Origin of the sequence: Anaerococcus marasmi, assembly GCF_900290195.1 — a bacterium.
Classification (GTDB): Bacteria; Bacillota; Clostridia; order Tissierellales; family Peptoniphilaceae; genus Anaerococcus; species Anaerococcus marasmi.
On sequence record NZ_OLMF01000004.1, the window covers coordinates 966,490 to 984,451 of the forward strand.

At 36.0% G+C, this 17,962-nt stretch carries 22 protein-coding genes and 1 riboswitch; of the genes, 6 read left to right on the plus strand and 16 right to left on the minus strand.

Annotation, left to right across the window (positions count from 1 at the left end):
• Positions 1–36: 36 nt before the first annotated feature.
• The 6 genes from C7D97_RS05140 to srtB form a co-directional block, all read right to left on the minus strand.
• Positions 37–1,338: a TRAP transporter large permease gene (locus C7D97_RS05140; RefSeq protein ID WP_105301026.1), complete on the minus strand. Its 1,302-nt coding sequence runs from the start codon at positions 1,336–1,338 to the stop codon at positions 37–39.
• Positions 1,335–1,886, minus strand: coding sequence for a TRAP transporter small permease (locus tag C7D97_RS05145; RefSeq protein WP_105301027.1), 552 nt, complete (start codon positions 1,884–1,886; stop codon positions 1,335–1,337). The genes C7D97_RS05140 and C7D97_RS05145 overlap by 4 nt, the downstream gene beginning before the upstream one ends.
• 1 nt (position 1,887) lies before the next feature.
• Positions 1,888–2,910 (minus strand): TRAP transporter substrate-binding protein, encoded by a 1,023-nt coding sequence (locus C7D97_RS05150; protein ID WP_105301028.1) that lies wholly within the window; start codon positions 2,908–2,910, stop codon positions 1,888–1,890.
• 17 nt (positions 2,911–2,927) lie between these two features.
• Complete coding sequence (locus tag C7D97_RS05155; protein WP_105301029.1) at positions 2,928–3,926, minus strand: LacI family DNA-binding transcriptional regulator; 999 nt, start codon at positions 3,924–3,926, stop codon at positions 2,928–2,930.
• 270 nt (positions 3,927–4,196) lie between these two features.
• Positions 4,197–5,099 carry a DNA-3-methyladenine glycosylase family protein gene (locus C7D97_RS05160; RefSeq protein ID WP_105301030.1) on the minus strand — a complete coding sequence of 301 codons (903 nt, stop codon included), beginning with the start codon at positions 5,097–5,099 and terminating at the stop codon, positions 4,197–4,199.
• Complete coding sequence (gene srtB, locus C7D97_RS05165) at positions 5,099–5,875, minus strand: class B sortase (protein WP_105301031.1); 777 nt, start codon at positions 5,873–5,875, stop codon at positions 5,099–5,101. The genes C7D97_RS05160 and srtB overlap by 1 nt, the downstream gene beginning before the upstream one ends.
• Before the next feature lie 97 nt (positions 5,876–5,972).
• On the opposite strand from srtB, the gene C7D97_RS05170 reads away from it, so the two are divergent.
• Complete coding sequence (locus tag C7D97_RS05170) at positions 5,973–6,206, plus strand: glutaredoxin family protein (RefSeq protein ID WP_105301032.1); 234 nt, start codon at positions 5,973–5,975, stop codon at positions 6,204–6,206.
• An 8-nt stretch (positions 6,207–6,214) separates the two neighbouring features.
• Positions 6,215–7,033 carry a Cof-type HAD-IIB family hydrolase gene (locus tag C7D97_RS05175; RefSeq protein WP_105301033.1) on the plus strand — a complete coding sequence of 273 codons (819 nt, stop codon included), beginning with the start codon at positions 6,215–6,217 and terminating at the stop codon, positions 7,031–7,033.
• A 111-nt stretch (positions 7,034–7,144) separates the two neighbouring features.
• On the opposite strand, the gene tnpA is transcribed toward C7D97_RS05175, so the two are convergent.
• The 10 genes from tnpA to thiD all read right to left on the minus strand — a co-directional run bounded on the left by tnpA (position 7,145) and on the right by thiD (position 13,530).
• Complete coding sequence (gene tnpA / locus C7D97_RS05180) at positions 7,145–7,615, minus strand: IS200/IS605 family transposase (protein WP_105301034.1); 471 nt, start codon at positions 7,613–7,615, stop codon at positions 7,145–7,147.
• A 202-nt stretch (positions 7,616–7,817) separates the two neighbouring features.
• On the minus strand, positions 7,818–8,084 hold the full coding sequence (locus C7D97_RS05185; protein ID WP_105301035.1) for a hypothetical protein: 267 nt from the start codon (positions 8,082–8,084) through the stop codon (positions 7,818–7,820).
• Between the two features lie 92 nt (positions 8,085–8,176).
• Positions 8,177–8,884 carry an aldose epimerase family protein gene (locus C7D97_RS05190; protein ID WP_105301036.1) on the minus strand — a complete coding sequence of 236 codons (708 nt, stop codon included), beginning with the start codon at positions 8,882–8,884 and terminating at the stop codon, positions 8,177–8,179.
• The gene (locus tag C7D97_RS05195) at positions 8,884–9,393 is read right to left on the minus strand and encodes a ferritin (RefSeq protein WP_105301037.1); all 510 of its coding nucleotides are present in this window, start codon (positions 9,391–9,393) and stop codon (positions 8,884–8,886) included. The genes C7D97_RS05190 and C7D97_RS05195 overlap by 1 nt, the downstream gene beginning before the upstream one ends.
• A complete protein-coding gene (locus C7D97_RS05200) occupies positions 9,393–9,695 on the minus strand; it encodes a hypothetical protein (RefSeq protein ID WP_105301038.1) in 303 nt (100 codons plus the stop codon). Before C7D97_RS05200 ends, C7D97_RS05195 begins: the two co-directional genes overlap by 1 nt.
• A 134-nt stretch (positions 9,696–9,829) precedes the next feature.
• Complete coding sequence (locus C7D97_RS05205; RefSeq protein WP_105301039.1) at positions 9,830–10,465, minus strand: epoxyqueuosine reductase QueH; 636 nt, start codon at positions 10,463–10,465, stop codon at positions 9,830–9,832.
• Between the two features lie 70 nt (positions 10,466–10,535).
• A complete protein-coding gene (gene rpsI, locus C7D97_RS05210; RefSeq protein WP_105301040.1) occupies positions 10,536–10,925 on the minus strand; it encodes a 30S ribosomal protein S9 in 390 nt (129 codons plus the stop codon).
• Positions 10,926–10,936: 11 nt separating this feature from the next.
• Positions 10,937–11,377 carry a 50S ribosomal protein L13 gene (gene rplM / locus C7D97_RS05215; RefSeq protein WP_105301041.1) on the minus strand — a complete coding sequence of 147 codons (441 nt, stop codon included), beginning with the start codon at positions 11,375–11,377 and terminating at the stop codon, positions 10,937–10,939.
• Between the two features lie 191 nt (positions 11,378–11,568).
• Positions 11,569–12,726: a putative hydroxymethylpyrimidine transporter CytX gene (gene cytX / locus C7D97_RS05220; protein ID WP_105301042.1), complete on the minus strand. Its 1,158-nt coding sequence runs from the start codon at positions 12,724–12,726 to the stop codon at positions 11,569–11,571.
• 6 nt (positions 12,727–12,732) lie between these two features.
• Positions 12,733–13,530, minus strand: coding sequence for a bifunctional hydroxymethylpyrimidine kinase/phosphomethylpyrimidine kinase (thiD, locus tag C7D97_RS05225; protein ID WP_105301043.1), 798 nt, complete (start codon positions 13,528–13,530; stop codon positions 12,733–12,735).
• A gap of 64 nt (positions 13,531–13,594) precedes the next feature.
• Positions 13,595–13,697, minus strand: a riboswitch (TPP riboswitch).
• An 815-nt stretch (positions 13,698–14,512) separates the two neighbouring features.
• Between thiD and C7D97_RS05230 the strand changes: the two genes are divergently transcribed.
• Genes C7D97_RS05230 through C7D97_RS05245 form a run of 4 tightly spaced genes read left to right on the plus strand, consistent with a single transcriptional unit; the run spans position 14,513 to position 17,957 of the window.
• The gene (locus C7D97_RS05230; protein ID WP_105301044.1) at positions 14,513–16,402 is read left to right on the plus strand and encodes a BglG family transcription antiterminator; all 1,890 of its coding nucleotides are present in this window, start codon (positions 14,513–14,515) and stop codon (positions 16,400–16,402) included.
• A complete protein-coding gene (locus C7D97_RS05235; protein WP_105301045.1) occupies positions 16,395–16,727 on the plus strand; it encodes a PTS lactose/cellobiose transporter subunit IIA in 333 nt (110 codons plus the stop codon). The genes C7D97_RS05230 and C7D97_RS05235 overlap by 8 nt, the downstream gene beginning before the upstream one ends.
• Before the next feature lie 6 nt (positions 16,728–16,733).
• Positions 16,734–17,633: a DUF7916 family protein gene (locus C7D97_RS05240; RefSeq protein WP_105301046.1), complete on the plus strand. Its 900-nt coding sequence runs from the start codon at positions 16,734–16,736 to the stop codon at positions 17,631–17,633.
• A gap of 9 nt (positions 17,634–17,642) precedes the next feature.
• The gene (locus C7D97_RS05245) at positions 17,643–17,957 is read left to right on the plus strand and encodes a PTS sugar transporter subunit IIB (protein ID WP_105301047.1); all 315 of its coding nucleotides are present in this window, start codon (positions 17,643–17,645) and stop codon (positions 17,955–17,957) included.
• Positions 17,958–17,962 lie beyond the last annotated feature (5 nt).

Below are 17,962 nucleotides of genomic sequence, written 5' to 3' on the forward strand. Positions count from 1 at the left end.
ATAAGGGGGAAATTTTACTCTCCCCCTAATTTCAGCTTATATTAGTCCAGCCTTAAGTGGTAGAACTAGTGATGTCATTGGAACATAAGTTACAAGCAAGAGTCCTATAAGAATTGCTACATAGAATCTTAGCATGTAAGGCATAACCTTAGATAGGGTAGTATCTCCTACCTTGATTGCAACGAAAAGTGTGTTACCAACTGGTGGTGTTATATTTCCTATACATAGGTTGTAGACGATCATTAGACCAAATTGCACTGGGTGCATGCCAAATTCTGTCGCTATAGGAAGAAATAGTGGTGTAAAAATCAAGATCGCTGGTGTTACATCCATGAAGGTTCCTGATATAAGTAGGATTATGTTCATAATCAAGAAAATCACGTACTTGTTACTTGATACTGATAGCAAGGCATTTCCTACCATTTGTGGAATTCCTGTAAAGGCCATTACCCAAGAAAGAATGTTTGATACACCGATTAGGAAAACAACTATGGCACTCATCTTAGCTGATTCTACTATGATATTCCATACCTTTTTTACATTTAAGTTCTTGTAGATAAACCCTAGGATTAAGGAATAGAGTACTGATATAGCAGATCCTTCTGTAGCTGTAAAGATTCCTGCTACGATTCCTCCAATTACTACTATGATTAGTCCAAGTGAAGGTAGGGCTCTTAGGGTTGCTCTTCCAAGATTTGCAAAGGAGAACTTTCCTTCATTTGCCTTATAGCCCTTTTTCTTGGCTATGGCAATAGCAACTATGATACAAGCTACAGACCAGATTAGTCCTGGTACATACCCTCCTAGGAAAAGTGCCGCGACAGATGTCCCTCCAGAAACTAAAGAATAAGTGATTAGGGCGTTTGATGGTGGAATCAAAAGTCCTGCAGGAGCTGAAGCTCCGTTTGCAGATGCAGATACAGCCTTATCATAACCTTGTCTTTCCTCTCCGTCTTTTACCATTGATCCTACTGCTGCAGCAGCTGCTGAAGCAGATCCTGAGATTGCTCCAAACAAAGCATTGGCTCCTACATTTGTTACAAGTAAGGCTCCAGGAAGCTTTCCTAGAATTGCCATTACAAAGTCAACTAGTCTTTTGGCTATTCCTCCCTCATTCATTAGGTTTCCTGCTAGGATAAAGAAGGGAATAGCTGTGAGGGTAAAGGAGCTCATGCCGACGAAGGTTCTTTGAGCTGCCGTGAGTGTTGCAACGTCTGCTGGTACTGTTGTAATTATTGTAACAATTGAAGCTATACCGATGGAGAAGGCAATTGGCACTCCAGTCGCTAGCAGTATAACTAAAGATAATAAGATTATGGCTAGAGCACTTGCACTCATTTGTTGCCTCCTTCATATTTTGCTACTTCTTCTGTGTCATTGGCCATGTTTGAAGCGATTTCTTCAGTTGATTTGGCCTTTACGAATTTTTCCTTGCCAGATAGAATATCTTTTATGTTCATTATTGTATAGCAGATATTAATTATTCCAGTTATAGGAAGTGGAATGTAGAAATATCCTACTGCTATAGTTAAGGATGATGTAGTCTGACTTAGGGCAAGCTTAGTAATAGCGATTCCTCCCATGGTTAGAACTGTTAGGGAGAAAAGCAAGATCATAAGCTCTCCGAAGATCGCAAGGACCTTTTGGATTTGTGGCTCTCTTTTTTCTACTAATACAGGGATATTCATGTGTCCTTTCTCGCTTACTACAAGACTTGCACCAAAGAGGGTTGACCAAGCGAATAGATAAGCTACAAGCTCTTCTGACCAGGTAGATGGACTATTTAGGACATATCTTGTAAATACTTGCCATACCACGAGGATAAACATAATCAAAAGACTTGCCCCTGCTAGGACTTTCAATATATTATCTAAGGTTTTTCTCATATCAGCCCTCCTTTGCTGGATATTCTTCGTTGTATTTTTGGATAGCATCGTAGAAAGGTGTTAGCTTGTCGTTTCTTTCTAACACTTCCTTTGTAAGTGGTGCCACAGCGTCCACAAAAGGCTTTTGGTCAGGATAGATAAACTCTACTCCCATTTCACTTGCCTTTTCCTTGGCCTTATCTACTGCTATTTTCCATTCTTTTCTTTGAACTTCATTTAAAACTTTAAATCCTTCATCAAAGACTTTTCTGTCTTCTTCTGGAAGGCCTTCTAGCCAGTTGTAGTTTGCAATTACTATATCTGGAACCATTTGGTGCATGTCGTAAGAATAGTACTTGCACACTTCTCCGTGACCATTGTCTGTAAGACTCATCTCGTTATTTTCTGCTCCATCGATGATACCTGATTGAAGAGCTGTATATACTTCACCAAAGCCCATTGGTGATGCAGAAGAACCTAATAGGTCTATCATCCTAACGTTGGTTGGAGATTGTTGAACTCTTATCTTTAGTCCACTGAGATCTTCTGGAGAATTCACTGGTTTATCCTTGGTGTAGAAAGACCTAGAACCTGCATCTAGCCAAGCCACTCCCTCGAATCCACCTTCTCTTGTCGATTCAAAAATAGGCTTAACAATTTCTGGATCGTCCATTACATGGTGGTAGGCTTCGCTTGATGCGAAAAGATATGGGAGGTTGAAAATCTCCCAAACATCGTTGAAGGTCTCAAGAATTGCGTTACTTGCAACACAGATATTGATCGCTCCAGTTTGGGTTAGCTGAACCATATCGATTTGTGAGCCCAAAAGCTCTGATGGGTAGACTTGGATGTCGTATTTATCTCCAAGCTCATTTTCTACATATTCCTCAAAAGCCAGAAGACCCAGATGGGTTGGGTGGTTTTGGGATTGGTTGTGGCCGACTCTTATAATTGTCTTTTGGCTATCGCTATCTGCCTTGGAACAAGCAGTGAATATAAGAGCAAAAATTACAGCCATAAAAATAGTTTTAAATTTACTTTTCATACTTTCTCCTTTCATAATTAAACAGTTTCCTTTTCTACTAACTTCGCCTTAACCATGATATTATTTTTAGCTTCCTCACCCTTCATAATTTTAAATAAATTGCTAACAGCAAGGTCTACCTGTTTATCTATCCTCTGGTCAATGGAAGTGATAGTTTGATTGGTGAAATTCGTAGCATCGATATTGTCAAAACCTATTAGTCCTAGATCTCCTGGAACCTTGTGGCCTGAGTTAACATAAAGCTTGTAAAATAAAACCGCAAGACTATCTAGCTCAAACTGAATACAGTCAAAATCGTTTTTCTCTACAAACTCAATAAGACCATCAAACTCACCGGCTTCATGACTTGTAAGCTTATATTCTACAAAGTCAGGCTTGTCATAATATCTATAAAGAGCTTCAATGAATCCAGCCTTCTTGGCCACATAAGAACGTGTGACAAATCCCCTATCCCAAGAAACATAAAGTGGTTTCTTATAGGCTTTTTCCTTAAAAAGTTTTACCGCCTGATCCATAGCATCGATTTCGTCTATGTATACATTGACAATCCTATCACTAGCCATAGTAGAGCTTACATTAAGCATGGCCATTGGTATATCCTTACTTACTTCGACAAGAGTCTTGTAGAACTCTTCTTGCTCGTAAGTAGAACCAACTCCGATGATTGCCTCTACTTGATTTTCTAAAAGTAGATCAAGATATGATCTCTTCTTTGTCAGATCATCAGTAGTCACACACAAAAGTGTAGAAAATCCTGAAGACTCTAACTTTCTTTCAAGCTCGTAGGCAGATTGAGACTCAAAATATTTTCTAATATCAGGAACCATAATTCCTATAAGCTCGCTGCTTCTTTTGGCAAGTGATCTTGCAATCCTATTGGGAGTATATCCGTTCTCCTTAATTACCTTCTCGATTTTCTCCTTAGCCTTCTTACTGACATTGTTTTGCTTATTAATAACACGAGAAACAGTGGCAGTTGAATAGCCTGAAGCCTTGGCTATATCATATATATCCATAACTTACCTCCTATAAAACCCTTTCCCAAAGGTGGAATGAGAAATCTGTAAGCCTAATCTTAGTTTTATTTAGCAAAATCAATATCTTGCTCCTCTTTTGCAACCGCTTACATATTTATATTATAATAATATCTCATTGTTTGTGAAATGTCAAATGATTTTAAAATTTTTAATAATAAATTTATAAGAAAAAAGCCCCTGCAAATGATAAACTTCATATGTCCTAGTAGCTGATATAGAAGCTTTTATCCTTGCAAAGGCTTAAGTTTTTTATTTTCCGATTTTTTCTTCTCTTCCATAATAGAAGAGGTATTGTTGGGCGTAGCCAGCGTTTTTGCCGAAATATTTTCTAGCATAGTCGTCAACTTGTTTCTTAGGGACTTCCTTTTTAATAAAAAGTGTCTCCATAACTCTTTTAATCCAAACATCTACTGGGAAGGTCTCTCTCCTGTGATAGGCGAAAAGTAAGATACAATCAGCAACCTTTGGTCCAACTCCTGGTAGTTCTATTAGTCTTTTCCTAAGATCTTCTGTATCCAAGTCATTAGCTTCTTCTAGGTGTCCTTCATAGATCATCCTGCTTGCTTCTACTATCCTCTTATCCCTAAAACCTACCCTAGCATATTCTCTTAGGTCCTCAGGCTTAACTTTCATCAAGACTTCTGGAGTCGGGAAAGAATAATACTTTCTTCCCTTATATTCTCCTAAAAAGTTTCCATATCTTTCAGATATAATCCTAACAGCCTTTTTTATCCTAGGGATTTGGTTATTGGCTGATATTATAAAAGAAATTGTAGTCTCAAATACTTCTTGGTTTAGGATTCTGATTCCATAACCATAGGCTGTAGCCTTTTCCATTACTGGATCAATGGCTATTTCTTCCTTGATAGCCTCATAATCAAGACCTAGGTCAAAGTAGTCGTAAAAGATATCATTAAAATCTTCTAGGCTGATATTTCTTATAAGACTTACTCCCTCATCAAGCTTTAGGACATTAATAATTTTTCCTAAAAATACTGCTGTGTATGACCCATCTTCTTCCTTGTGAAAGTTGAAACATTGACCACATTCGAAAATATGACTAGGTTCAAAAGAGGCCTCCCTTAGGATAAGCCCCTTTTCATTTTGCTCAATATTAATTTTTCTTTTTGAATCTGTCGTATATCTTTGCACTATCTTATCCTTACTGCATGTACTGCTAGTCTTTGATCCTCATAGTCGTATTGGCAAGTTGATAGGGTTACTATGGTGTCATCTTCGTTAAATTCTCTTGTGTCAAGACTTACCTCAGACATATCCTTCAACTTATTAAAATATGGAATCTTGTCAGCATCGTACATGAATTCAAGAGTCCTATAGTCATAGTCGGAAGGAGTACCATAAGCTGAGAATATCTCGTATTCACGAAGGCCCTCTTCTGTCGTAACATACATTACCCTATGATTTTCAGCAAATTCTTGCTCTCTATACTGATCAAGTGGAGTAAACATTGACTCAAGCTCTAGATGGTGGCCGTAAATTACGGTATTGTCATCGCTTATGTCTGTTGAATTATTGGTATCCATAAAGATGGAACCTGCTATGTCATATTCCTTATTAAGACCCTTCCTTAGATAGAAATTGTTATCTTCTGCATGAAGGATTGGGTATTTGATAGCTGTATTAGGAATCTCAATTACTCCTACTACATCTGAGTTTTCTTCCTTGAACTTCTTTAGTAGATAGAGGTTTTGCTCTTCAAGTTTTTTGAATTTCTCATCTTCTGTAAGCTCTTCGCTCTCATTATTGTTTTTGGACTCGCTTTTACTTTCTTCTATAAGTCCTGCTATATGCTTGTTATTTTTCATATTAGTCCAGTAGTCATAGCCCCTCTTAGCTAAGATCCCTAGGCAAACAATTATGATGACTATTAGAATAAATCTAATAACAGATATTACTTTGTTTTTCATCGAACCACCTTTGTATTAACTTTAAAATATTCATATAATAAGTATAGTATACCTTAATGAAGATATTATGAAAGTTTTTAAAAAATGAGGTGAAATAATGAAAGATTACAAATTATTCGTGGGAACTGTATGCCCATATTGTAAAAAAGTCGAAAACTTTATGAAAGAAGAAAATATCGAACTTGAAGTTGTAAATATAAACGAAGATAGAGATGCCCTAAATGAACTAGTAGAAGAGGGAGGAAAAAGACAAATCCCTTGCCTTTACCACGATGGAGAATATCTCTACGAGTCAGATGATATCATAGAGTTTTTGAAGGCTAATAAATAGGATCTCCTATGATAAAACTAATAGCATCAGATATTGATGAAACCCTGGTAGATCAGGATAAAAACGTACCTGAAAGAAATAGAATCGCTATCCAAAAAGCTCAAGAAAAAGGCATTATAGTGATGCTTGCCACAGGTCGTGGTACTTACGAGCTTTTCGATATACCTGACCAGGCTGGAGTAATCCACGATGATCGTTATGTGATCTGCTGTAATGGGGCGATTGTTATGAATATCAAGACCAAAGAGATTGTCCACTCCATGGGGCTAAAGTATGAATATGCCAAGACAATTTTTGATTATGCCTATGCTAACAATCAAACTTGCTATATCTACACCCTAGAGCACAAGTATGGTCTTAATCTCGACCGCGATTCCTATGCGGAAACACAAATTACCGAGCTTACTGATAACAATATTGACTTTCTCCAAGATCAAATCATACTAAAGGCCATCCTTAAAAGCAAGGACATGAACTACCTTCAAGGACTAGAAATCGACATAGCCTATCTTACCAACTACGATGTGGAGATAGCCTATTCCTCAGATATGTTTATGGAAATAAATGCTAAGGGTGTAAACAAGGCAAGAGCCTTAGAGAAAGTATGTGAGCACTATGGAATAGGACTTGACGAGGTATTGGCTATCGGAGATAACTATAATGATGTCGCCATGCTAGAAGAGGCTGGCACTTCTGTCGCTGTAGCTAATGCCCACCTTCAGGTAAAAGAATCCGCAAACTTTGTAGCGGAAGCTACAAATGAAGAAGGTGCTGTAGGCGAAGCTATTGAGAGATTTGTTTTAAACAAATCAAAACTACCAGCTTAGCTGGTAGTTTGCACAGCGCCTATAAGGCGCGAATACCGGCACGCCCCTATTGGGGCTGTCGAGTATTCTGTCACATGCACCACTATCCCAACTACTGCTTAAGCAGTTTTTTTATTTGTTCTTATTTACTGACTCTCCCGTAAACGGGTCATAATATTCCTTGATACTTATTTGGTCAGTGTAATAATCTTCTCTTAATTGATTTTGTATATATTCTTTTATTTTCTTTTCATTTCTTCCCACTGTATCTACATAATATCCTCTACACCAAAAATGTCTGTTTCCATATTTATATTTTAGGTTGGCATGTCTATCAAATATTATTAATGAACTTTTCCCTTTCAAATATCCCATTATTTGTGATACAGAATATTTTGGTGGTATTTCTACCAGCATGTGTACATGATCTGGACATAGCTCTGCTTCTATTATGTTTATTCCTTTTCTTGAACATAATTCTCGAAGTATACTGCCTATATCTTTCCTTAATTGTCTATATATTACTTGTCTTCTATATTTTGGTGCAAAAACTATATGGTATTTACATCTCCATTTGGTATGTGATAAACTATTCTTGTCCAAGTTTTAACCTCCTTGTTTAATTGTGCATGTGACTATCACAATTATACTTTAAGGAGGTTTTCTTGGTGCTTGAAGCTAAAGCTTAATCCCTCCACCTGCATAGCAGGTGGTTTATTGTTTCGCTCTCTTTCGTTCGCTCAACTCACTTAAGTGAACAATAAAATAAGAGCCGTTGCAAGTAAGATGCAACAGCTCTATTTTTTTACCAAGTTTGATAATTTTCCTTATAGTACTTATATCCAAAATATCCAAGGCCTCCGATTACAAGTACTGGCAAAAGCTTAATTACAAGGCCTAAGAATCCTCCAATTACTGCTAGTGGCAAGGCCAATAGAGTAATCACTAATAAAACAGGTAGGAATACTAGGGCCAATACAAGTCCAATTATTCCTAGACCCAACTTAAATATAAACTTAATCATTCCCCCTCCTAAAACTAGGAAAAGTATTAGCATTGCTATAGTTGCCATAATTATCTCCTTTATTCTTCTTAAGATAATTATACACATTATCAAATTATTTTCAAGTCATATCACTAATATTAATTTCGGAATTAATTATCTTAAATATCCTTGATTAAAATATCAAATTCTTGAACGAAAGTTTTTCCCTCTTCGACATAGAAAGGCTCTAAGTCATCATCTAGGAAGCTTTTCCCATTATAAGTAGGCTCGATACAGATATAATCATCCAAAAAGTCAGACCACAAAGTAAAAGTACCTACATTTTCTATTCCCTTAATTTCAATTTCCCTATCTGCCATAGTGAAATCCATGGAATCAGCACTAATAAAAATAGAATCAGGAAGATCTTTCTTTTCGATTTTATAATCTCTTAGGGTCAAATCTTCAAAGCTTGTCGCAAAATATGGATGAAAGGCAGGAGCTAGAGGAAGGCTTCTCTCTCCCTTATTTTCTATAGTAAGCTTTGTCCTTAATCTATCTTCCAACAATTTATAGGAAATTTCAAAGTAAACTTCCTTATAAGAGCCAAGGCCTTTAAGTCCTAGCTTAAGATAATCTTCACCATAATCTTTTACTTCCCATTCCTCATTTCTGCCAAAGCCATGGCTAGGAAGTTCATTTAACAGTTTATCATCCGAAAAATTAGGAGCGCATACATGCATACCGCCCCTAATCTTGTAGCTATCAGCCAATTTTAGACGAGATTTTGGGAAGAATATAGAATCTCCCCCATATGATAAATCTTCTACATAAGCTCCGTCTAAATTTATATGTGCTGCAAGCTTCTTATTTTTAATTGTTTTCATTATTCAGCGATATTTGGTTCTGTTGGTTCTGGTCTTTGACCAAGTTCAGCATCAAGGATATAAATTGAGTGCCAATCATCTCCAACTCTTTCTAGTCTTGTGATGATTTTATTAAATGTTTCTTCTTCTTCAACTTGTTCATCGATGTACCATTGGATAAAGCTTCTTACTCTCTCATCAACCCCGTTTGCTTCTTTGGCAATGTTTGTGATTCTTCTAGTTACTTCTTTTTCGTGTTCTAAAGCTTTCTTCATAACATCAAGAACTGATTCATAATCTCCTTGTGGTTCAGGAATTGCAGTATATACTGGTTTGTATCCAACTGATTGAAGGAAGTCTTTCATACCTTCTCCGTGGAAGATTTCTTCTGTTACTTGGTGGTCTAACCATGTTGTAAATCCATCAAGGTCAAGGTCATCTGTGTAAGCTGCCATAGCCTTGTAAATATAAGCTGACTCAAATTCAAAGTTCATTTGTTCATTGATTAAATCAAAAATTTTCTTATCCATTATTTTAATTCTCCTTCTTCGATGTAATTATCATATAGGGTGTAGACCCCATATATGTACATTCCTTCTTTTATAATTATACCTATCACTTCATTGATAGAAGATGGGAGGATATCCACTGTGAAAGAATGCTCTTTTATAGTAAATCTCTTTGATTTGATGATTTTTTTCTCCATCAAATCATTAAAAATACCCACAGCAATAGACCTTTCAAAGCTTTTATCCAAATCGAAAGTTACAGGATACACTTCGTCTGCCTTATCATTATCTAGTATTTTCTTAATAAGCATCAAATCTTTCATAATCCTCTCCTATAAGAATATTACCCAATAATCAAAAAAACTAACTTATATTGAAAATATATTAAAATAAGCTTATAAGATATCCTCCATAAAAATTTTACTTACAAATTTAGAAAAACTGAAATAAGCTAATCCTAGCCCAAATCTATTTTATGTTTTTCCTCCATCTCCTTAAAGGAGAAGATACAGCCGCAATAGTCTTGTCTGTAAAGCTCATATTTTTTTGAAAGCTCTATAGATTTCTTGTAGCCATTTTTCTTCTTAAAGTCAGAATATAGGTACTTTACCCCATACTCCTTTTCTAAACTCTCACCTATCTCATTAAGCCACTGGCTGTTTTTATAAGGAGAAATCGAAAGGGTTGTAGAAAAATAATCGTAGGATTTTTCTTTGGCAAATTTAGCCGTCTCTTCTAGCCTTAACCTATAACATTTATAGCAGGCCTCTCCCCCTTCGTGATCATCTCTTCTAAGCTTTGCAATCTCGGCAAAGTCAGATACATCATTTGGAGGAAAGATTATCTTAGAATCTATTCCTATAGCATCCTTCAAATCTCTTAGGGTATCTACTCTTTTTTCTAGCTCGCTTGTAGGATAGATCATGGGATTATAATAGAAAAGATCAATCTCAAAGTCATCATATATCCTCTCAATAACAGCAGTTGAGCAAGGTGCACAGCAAACCTGCATCAAAAGCCTTGGCCTTAGGCCCTTTTTCTTGTTTTCTCTTATAATCTCTTCCATCTTGAGATTGTAATTAATTTTTTGCATTTCTTATCTCCTTAGATAATTTTCATAAAAAATAAACCGCAAGTCGTAACCTGCGGTTGTAAATCTTTGATTATCTCTTTGAGAATTGAGATGATTTTCTTGCCTTTTTGAAACCAGGTTTCTTTCTTTCTTTTTTACGAGAATCTCTTGTTAAGAATCCTGCTCTCTTAAGGGCTTGTCTATAGTCAGGGTTAGCAATTAGTAGTGCTCTTGCGATAGCGTGTCTGATTGCTCCTGCTTGTCCTGTATATCCTCCACCATTAACATTGATCTTGATATCGTAGTTGTTTAGGTTCTCTGTTAATTCAAGTGGTGATTTTGCTATTACTTTTAGTGTTTCATAGTTGAAGTATTCGTCTAGGTTTCTTCCATTTACAAGGATTTCCCCGTTACCAGAAACCATAGTACATCTAGCTACAGATGTCTTTCTTCTTCCTGTTGATTGAATTATATCTGCCATCTAAGCCCTCCTTAATTTAATTCCAAAACTTCAGGCATTTGGGATTCATGTCCGTGTTCGCTACCAGCGTAAACTCTAAGCTTCTTAGCCATAGCACGACCAAGCTTGTTGTGTGGAAGCATGCCCTCTATTGCGTGACTTACTATAAATTCAGGTTTCTTAGATTTCATATCCTTGAATTTAGTAATCTTTTGTCCACCGCTGTATCCTGAGTATCTTTGGTATTCTTTTTGGTCTTCTTTGTTACCAGTAAGAACGACTTTGTCAGCATTGATTACAATAACATAATCTCCAGTATCGTAGTGTGGAGTAAATGTTGGTTTGTTCTTTCCTCTTAAGATTGCTGCAACTTGGCTAGCTAGTCTACCTAGAACCATTCCTTCTGCATCAACGACATACCATTTTCTGTCGATTTGATCAGGAGTTGCAGTCCATGTTTTTTGATATTTCATAAAATTCCTCCTATAAATTTTTCGCCTACTATATTTAGACACCGCTTCTAGTAGGTGGCGGCTTTACTCGTCCTGACATTTGTTTATAATCGCATTCAGGATTTGCGATTTTCATCGAAAAGCTTCATAAAAGAAACTTTAAGTTGACTCATATATAATACTACTGAATCTAGCTATTGTCAATTATTTTACTACTTTCTAGAGATTATTTTCCTTAAAATCAAAGTTACTATAATCGTTAAAATCACAGATAAGATAGAAGCACCAATTGCAACATCTAACTTTAGTAAAATCCTATAGATTATAAAACCTGATACCCAACTTATAATATTTACTTTCTCATCTACTTTTGACTTTTCATTCTTTAAGAAAAAGTCTCCTATCTGAACTGCTATCATAGGGGCAAAGACTGAACCTATTAAATAGAGGAAGTTTGTAATATCATCCATTGGATAGATCATAGCCAAGATAATACCAACTACACTTACAATTATAGAAACCTTCTTTCCATCTGCATTTTGCTTGATTGATTCAAATGAAATTCCTGCTGAATAGGCGTCTAGGAAAGTTGTAGTTACAGTAGATAATATTATTATGATTATGGCCGAAACTCCAATTCCTGAATAAGAAAATATTGCAGAAAGGGTTGATTCACCTGTAGCCACCGCTCCCGTAAGTCCAATTATATACATCCATAAGGAAACTAGGGAATAGATACCTACAGAAATCCAAGTCGCCTTCTCTGGCTTTTCAGCCTTTGATGTGTAATCAGATATAAGAGGAAGCCAGCTCATAGGCATAGCTATGGCAAGTTCTACTGCTCCTCCAAAAGATAGGGCATCAGCACTTGCTTTTGTTATCAAACTACTTGTAAAAGCCTTTCTAGACATCAAAATCGTTAGGATAAAGAGGGCTATCATTGAAACCGTATTTATCTTGCCAAGATTGGTAATCCCTACGGCAATCCAGATTATTATAAGAATTCCAATAAGTAGAGCCCAAATATTATTTCCTCTTCCAAAAAGATCGCCAGAAGAGATTGCTCCATCATAGATCATAATTGCAGTCCATCCAACTAGTTGGAGGAAATTTAGGATTGCAAAAAATATCCCTCCGATCTTTCCAAAACTAAGCTTTGTCGCCTCCATTGCAGAAAGCCCCGTCCTTGCTCCAATAAGCCCTGACAAGCTCATTAGGATAAAGCCTGCTATATGGCCTATAACAATAGCGAGAATTGCACTTTTAAAATCCATTGAGGCATAGTAAGTACCTGTCAAAATCTCTGCTATTGAAACACCTGCTCCAAACCAAATTAACCCATTTTCGTATATACTTGTATTCTTTTCCATAAATTCCTACTTCTTATATTCATTCTTAATATCAAAGGCGTGATTCATTGGTCCAGATCCCTTTCCTAAATTTAGGCCATCTTTGAGGCAGCCTTCCAAATATTTCTTCGCTTTTCTTATAGCTTCTTCTAGCCCATATCCCTTGGCAAGATTTGCGGCAATAGCAGAAGAAAGTGTGCATCCTGTTCCATGAGTATTAGGATTGTCAATTCTTTCTCCCTTAATCCAAATCCCAGAGCCATTTGCGTAAAGATAATCATTGGCATCATTTATCCTATGGCCACCTTTAAGGAGGACATTTACTCCATAATCCTCGTAGATTTTTTGGGCTGCCTTTTCCATATCATCTTCATCCTCTATCTTTAGAGAAGAAATTAATTCTGCCTCCGGGATATTTGGGGTTATGAGTAGAGCCAGAGGGAAAAGTTCTTCTTTTAAAGCTTCAATTGCATCGTCCTTTAAAAGCTTAGAACCTGATGTTGCAACCATAACAGGATCTAAAACTATATTTTCCGCTTCGCATTGCTTTAATTTAAGGGCTATTGACCTAATCAAGTCTTTATCAGAAACCATACCAATCTTAACAGCATCTGGGAAAATATCTGTAAAAACTGCATCCATTTGTTTTTCTAGAAACTCACTAGTAACATCCATAATCCCACTAACGCCTGTAGTATTTTGTGCAGTAAGGGCAGTAATAACAGACTCGGCAAAGACCCCATTTAGACTCATAGCCTTAAGATCAGCTTGGATACCAGCTCCTCCTGAAGAATCAGAGCCTGCAATAGTAAGTGCTACTTTCATAAAAACCTCCATATTTATTACAAGAAATATCCTCAAAAGAAAAAGCGGAAGACAAAACAAAGTCATTCCGCTTGATAAATCTCCCTACGTTGGCATTATCCAAATCAGGTAAGGTCGAGGGTACCACCCTCCTCTCAGATCCTTAAAGAACTCCCTTGCTTTATTCTTTTTATATATAAATTGTAAGGTCTTAAGGAAAAAAGTCAACTGAAGAAAGATATTTTATAAATATCTTTGACAAAATACTTTGATATAGTATATCTGAACAATCTAGTTATTGTAGTAATTGAGTTAATATCTTCGTTCTCTAGGGGACAGCCTAAGGATTCCTTAAAATATTTTAAAAATTTAAGATTAAACTTTTTAGGAATAATATATCTTGGTAATTTACATTTACTTCTTATGAAGGTGTCCCTTCGAACCTCTGGGAGACAACCTCTTGGGGCTTTCCGCATGCCCCATCCGGTTTTCTCCCAGGCCCTCTTTTCCAATCAACCCCGCGGGCGGCCTAGGCAGGGGCCAATAAAAGGAAGAAGTTCGCTCCGCGAATTCCTCTTAAGTATTGGGGTAGGCTTTCATATAGAAAGCCTTATTGAATATAAGTAGTAGGCTTGCATAAGCAAGCCTCTTTTTGATAAAAAATAAAATATGATATGCTTTGCTCAAGCAAAGCTTACTGTTTCCATTTCCCATATACGACTAGCATGTATAATCAGAGTGAGCGTTAAGAAAATTTATCTGTTTGGGCGTAGCGAGTTATAAATTTTTAGCGAATGATTATTAATAATCCCCAACTGATAAATAAACTAGAACGAAGAGTTATGCTTACTATAAAGGTCTGTTGCAAAAGTGCCTTCGTACCTAAATATCTTTATATATACATAGGAGTACTTCAAAGCAAAAGGCTTCCACATCAATGAGGAAAATGTTTGTGTGGAGCTTAATCTAAATCTTTACTATAATAAATATGCAAGGTGGTTATATGATTGAGACAAGATTAAAACAAATATTTGACTACCTAACTCTTGACTATGACTACCATACGTCCAAAGAGATAGGCGAAGTGATTGGTTTATCTTCTAAAACCATAAGAAAGGAGATAAACTCATTAAATTCAGTAATTAAAGATAAGGGGGCGATAATAGAATCCAAGCCAGGAAAGGGATTTATCTTTACCATAAAAGATAAGGAAAAATTCAAACTGTTTTTGAAAAAAGATTGGTATAAATATGCCTACTATCAGGAAGAATACGGAGATAAAAATCTACGATATATAAATATTCTTAGGATGTTTCTCTTCTCAAATTCCTATATCAAACAATTTGAATTAGCAGAAGTCTTTCACGTAAGTGAATCACAAATTAACAAGGACTTCCCCTATGTGAGGAAAATCCTTGAAAACTATGACCTAGAGCTAGTATCAAGACCCTACTACGGCATGAAAGTAGAAGGAAGCGAAAAAAATATAAGGCTAGCTATCAAAAATGAAATCGGAGAGGATCCTATACTCTTTGAAAAAGATAAGAATAGGGAACTTTTTAAAAAAATCCAAGAAATAATAGATGAAATGGACTTTGGTGAAGACTATTACATGCCATATGTAAACTTCAAAAATCTCGTCATCCACATCTATATATCAATTTTACGAATTAAAGAAGAAAAATATATAAAACTATCAAAATCAATCGAGAAAAAGATAGTATCCTACGAAGAATTTAAGATAGCAAACAAGATTGTAGACGAATTACAAGACAAACTCGGAATAAAAATTCCCAAAGATGAACTAGTCTACATCACCATGCACCTAATAGCCAAAAACACAATAAGAGACCAGGAAAAGATATCTACAGACATCTTAGAAACATCTCAAGCAATAATTGATGAGATCTATAGAGTCTCAAAATATGACTTTAGGGCAAATATAGACTTCTATTTCGCCTTAGCCATCCACCTAGGACCTTTGATAAATAGAATAAAATACGGTTTTAACATGAAAAACCCAATCCTAGATGACATCAAAGATAACAAAATACCATACCTTCTGGCAACAATTGGATCGAATGTAATAAACGAAAAATATAACACAAAACTATCCGAAGATGAAATAGGCTACATAGCCCTCCATATCATGGCGGCTATGAACTCAAATACCACAAACACTAAAAATATACTAATAATATGTGGGTCTGGTAACTCTTCGGCCCAGATAATGAAATCACAGCTAAATAGGCAATTTAAAGACAGTATAGATAGCATCAATACAACAGATTTAAGAAGTCTAGAAAAAATCAATATGAGAAACTACGACCTTATAATCTCATCTGTAAAACTAGACAACGCATTTGACCTACCTATAGTCTATGTTGATGTAATCTTTTCTAAGGTTGACTTTGACAATATAAAAATTGCTCTAGATGACAGTAAACTAGGCAAAATATACGATATCTTTGCAAACTCGGTATTTATAAAAACGGACAAATTTACAAACAAACTAGAAGTTCTTAAGTTTATAGCAGAAATAATCGAAGATAAATCAAATATCAAAAAAGAAAAAGCCTTAAATCAACTAAAAAAACGTGAAGAAATAGGAAATACTTCTTTTGATAATATAGCAATCCCTCACATTCTAGATCAAGTAAAGGGAAGCTCCTACTCGATAATTATAATCTTAGACAAATTTATAAAATGGAACGATAAAAAGATTAAGTTAGTATATTCACTAGTTATTGGAGATAACATTGGAGATATGAGTCTCTACTATGAAAAACTCGGAGAATTCCTATCCGAGCAAACAACCATAAGCAAGGCATTAGAAACCAAAGATTCTATGGAATTTATGAACGTATTTATGAAAGGAGAAAATAATGGATAATGAAAAAACCTACGAATTAGCCTTCAATATCATAGTCCATGCTGGAGAAAGCAGAAGCTTATCTTCAGAGGCAATGGATGCCGCAGAAAACTATAATTTTGAAAAGGCAGAAGACCTATTGAAACAAGCAAACGAACAATTCTTAACATGCCACGAAATTCAAACAGAGATGTTAACAAAAGAAGCAAACGGCGAAAAAAACGACCTAAACATTATACTAATACATGCTCAAGATCATTTGACCATGGCAAACATATCCATGAAAAACGCAAAAAGATGGATTTGGATGAATAAGAAAATAAAAAAACTGGAGGAAAATCAATAGATATATATGGTAAAAAGAATAATAAGCTCAACTTCTTCAGAAATCTTAAATTTTACTCCAAAAGAGCTCAAAGAAAGCATAAGGGCTAGCGAAGGGAGAGTAATAGTTTCAGAGAATGTAGTTTGTAGAGAAAGCTTCCTTGGTGATGTTACAAACTCAGAAGTCGCTAGGGCCTTTGGCGCTGATATGATTTTGTTAAATGCCTTTGATGTCTTCAACCCTTTCATAAGTGGTCTTGAAACAAAAGGAAAGAATACAATTAACAAATTACATAAATTGATTGGAGCTCCTATTGGCTTAAATTTAGAACCATGTGATCAAAATGCTAAAATGCAAGATCAAAAAGTTGAAATCGAAAAAGGTAGGATTGTTTATAAAGAAAGCCTAGAGGAAGCGGCAAGGTTAGGTTTTGACTTTGTTTGCCTGACAGGTAATCCAGGCACTGGAGTTACAAACGAAAAAATAGCTGAATCAATAAAAGCTGCCAAGAAGTATTTTAACGGCTTAATCATAGCTGGTAAAATGCACTCATCAGGAGTTAAGGAATCTGTAACTAGCAAAGAGAGCATAGAAACCTTTGTAAAGGCAGGTGCAGATATCATACTTCTACCAGCAGTTGGAACCGTACCCGGCTTTGATAGCGAGTTACTTAAGAGGGCTGTAAAAATCGCTCACGCATACGATGCCCTAGTTATGACAGCTATTGGCACAAGCCAAGAAGGTTCTAGTAAGGAGACTATAAGGCAAATTGCCCTTATAAACAAAATATGTGGTGTAGATATCCAACATATTGGTGATGCTGGTTATGCCGGTCTTGCTCCGGCAGAAAATATATACGAACTTAGCAAGGTTATAAGAGGAATAAGACATACAGCTTCTGTTATGTCTAGGTCAATAAATAGATAGGAGATAAAAATGACACAAAAAACAATTATGCTTGCATGCGATGCAGGAATGAGCACAAGTCTACTCGTTAACAAAATGAAAAAGGTTGCGAAGGAAAAGAATTTAGATTACAAAATCTTTGCAACTCCCGTTTCACACGCTGATTCTTATTTGGAAAAAGAAGAGATAAACCTCGTCCTCCTAGGACCTCAAGTTAGATATATGTTAAAGGATATGAAGGCAATATTTGACCCAAAGGGAATCCCTGTTGAGGTAATACCTATGACAGATTATGGAATGATGAATGCCAAAAATGTACTAGCCCTAGCTGAGAGTTTACTCTAATGGGC

What these genes read in the sequence shown, in the direction of transcription:
- C7D97_RS05240 (WP_105301046.1), top strand. Translation starts at nt 16,734, where the DNA reads ATGGTAAAAAGAATAATAAGCTCAACTTCTTCAGAAATCTTAAATTTT.
- C7D97_RS05155 (WP_105301029.1), bottom strand. Translation starts at nt 3,926, where the DNA reads ATGGATATATATGATATAGCCAAGGCTTCAGGCTATTCAACTGCCACT.
- C7D97_RS05235 (WP_105301045.1), top strand. Translation starts at nt 16,395, where the DNA reads ATGGATAATGAAAAAACCTACGAATTAGCCTTCAATATCATAGTCCAT.
- C7D97_RS05190 (WP_105301036.1), bottom strand. Translation starts at nt 8,884, where the DNA reads ATGAAAACAATTAAAAATAAGAAGCTTGCAGCACATATAAATTTAGAC.
- thiD (WP_105301043.1), bottom strand. Translation starts at nt 13,530, where the DNA reads ATGAAAGTAGCACTTACTATTGCAGGCTCTGATTCTTCAGGAGGAGCT.
- C7D97_RS05195 (WP_105301037.1), bottom strand. Translation starts at nt 9,393, where the DNA reads ATGGATAAGAAAATTTTTGATTTAATCAATGAACAAATGAACTTTGAA.
- srtB (WP_105301031.1), bottom strand. Translation starts at nt 5,875, where the DNA reads ATGAAAAACAAAGTAATATCTGTTATTAGATTTATTCTAATAGTCATC.
- C7D97_RS05205 (WP_105301039.1), bottom strand. Translation starts at nt 10,465, where the DNA reads ATGCAAAAAATTAATTACAATCTCAAGATGGAAGAGATTATAAGAGAA.
- rpsI (WP_105301040.1), bottom strand. Translation starts at nt 10,925, where the DNA reads ATGGCAGATATAATTCAATCAACAGGAAGAAGAAAGACATCTGTAGCT.
- C7D97_RS05170 (WP_105301032.1), top strand. Translation starts at nt 5,973, where the DNA reads ATGAAAGATTACAAATTATTCGTGGGAACTGTATGCCCATATTGTAAA.
- cytX (WP_105301042.1), bottom strand. Translation starts at nt 12,726, where the DNA reads ATGGAAAAGAATACAAGTATATACGAAAATGGGTTAATTTGGTTTGGA.
- C7D97_RS05175 (WP_105301033.1), top strand. Translation starts at nt 6,215, where the DNA reads ATGATAAAACTAATAGCATCAGATATTGATGAAACCCTGGTAGATCAG.
- rplM (WP_105301041.1), bottom strand. Translation starts at nt 11,377, where the DNA reads ATGAAATATCAAAAAACATGGACTGCAACTCCTGATCAAATCGACAGA.
- C7D97_RS05200 (WP_105301038.1), bottom strand. Translation starts at nt 9,695, where the DNA reads ATGAAAGATTTGATGCTTATTAAGAAAATACTAGATAATGATAAGGCA.
- C7D97_RS05245 (WP_105301047.1), top strand. Translation starts at nt 17,643, where the DNA reads ATGACACAAAAAACAATTATGCTTGCATGCGATGCAGGAATGAGCACA.
- C7D97_RS05185 (WP_105301035.1), bottom strand. Translation starts at nt 8,084, where the DNA reads ATGGCAACTATAGCAATGCTAATACTTTTCCTAGTTTTAGGAGGGGGA.
- C7D97_RS05150 (WP_105301028.1), bottom strand. Translation starts at nt 2,910, where the DNA reads ATGAAAAGTAAATTTAAAACTATTTTTATGGCTGTAATTTTTGCTCTT.
- C7D97_RS05140 (WP_105301026.1), bottom strand. Translation starts at nt 1,338, where the DNA reads ATGAGTGCAAGTGCTCTAGCCATAATCTTATTATCTTTAGTTATACTG.
- C7D97_RS05230 (WP_105301044.1), top strand. Translation starts at nt 14,513, where the DNA reads ATGATTGAGACAAGATTAAAACAAATATTTGACTACCTAACTCTTGAC.
- C7D97_RS05145 (WP_105301027.1), bottom strand. Translation starts at nt 1,886, where the DNA reads ATGAGAAAAACCTTAGATAATATATTGAAAGTCCTAGCAGGGGCAAGT.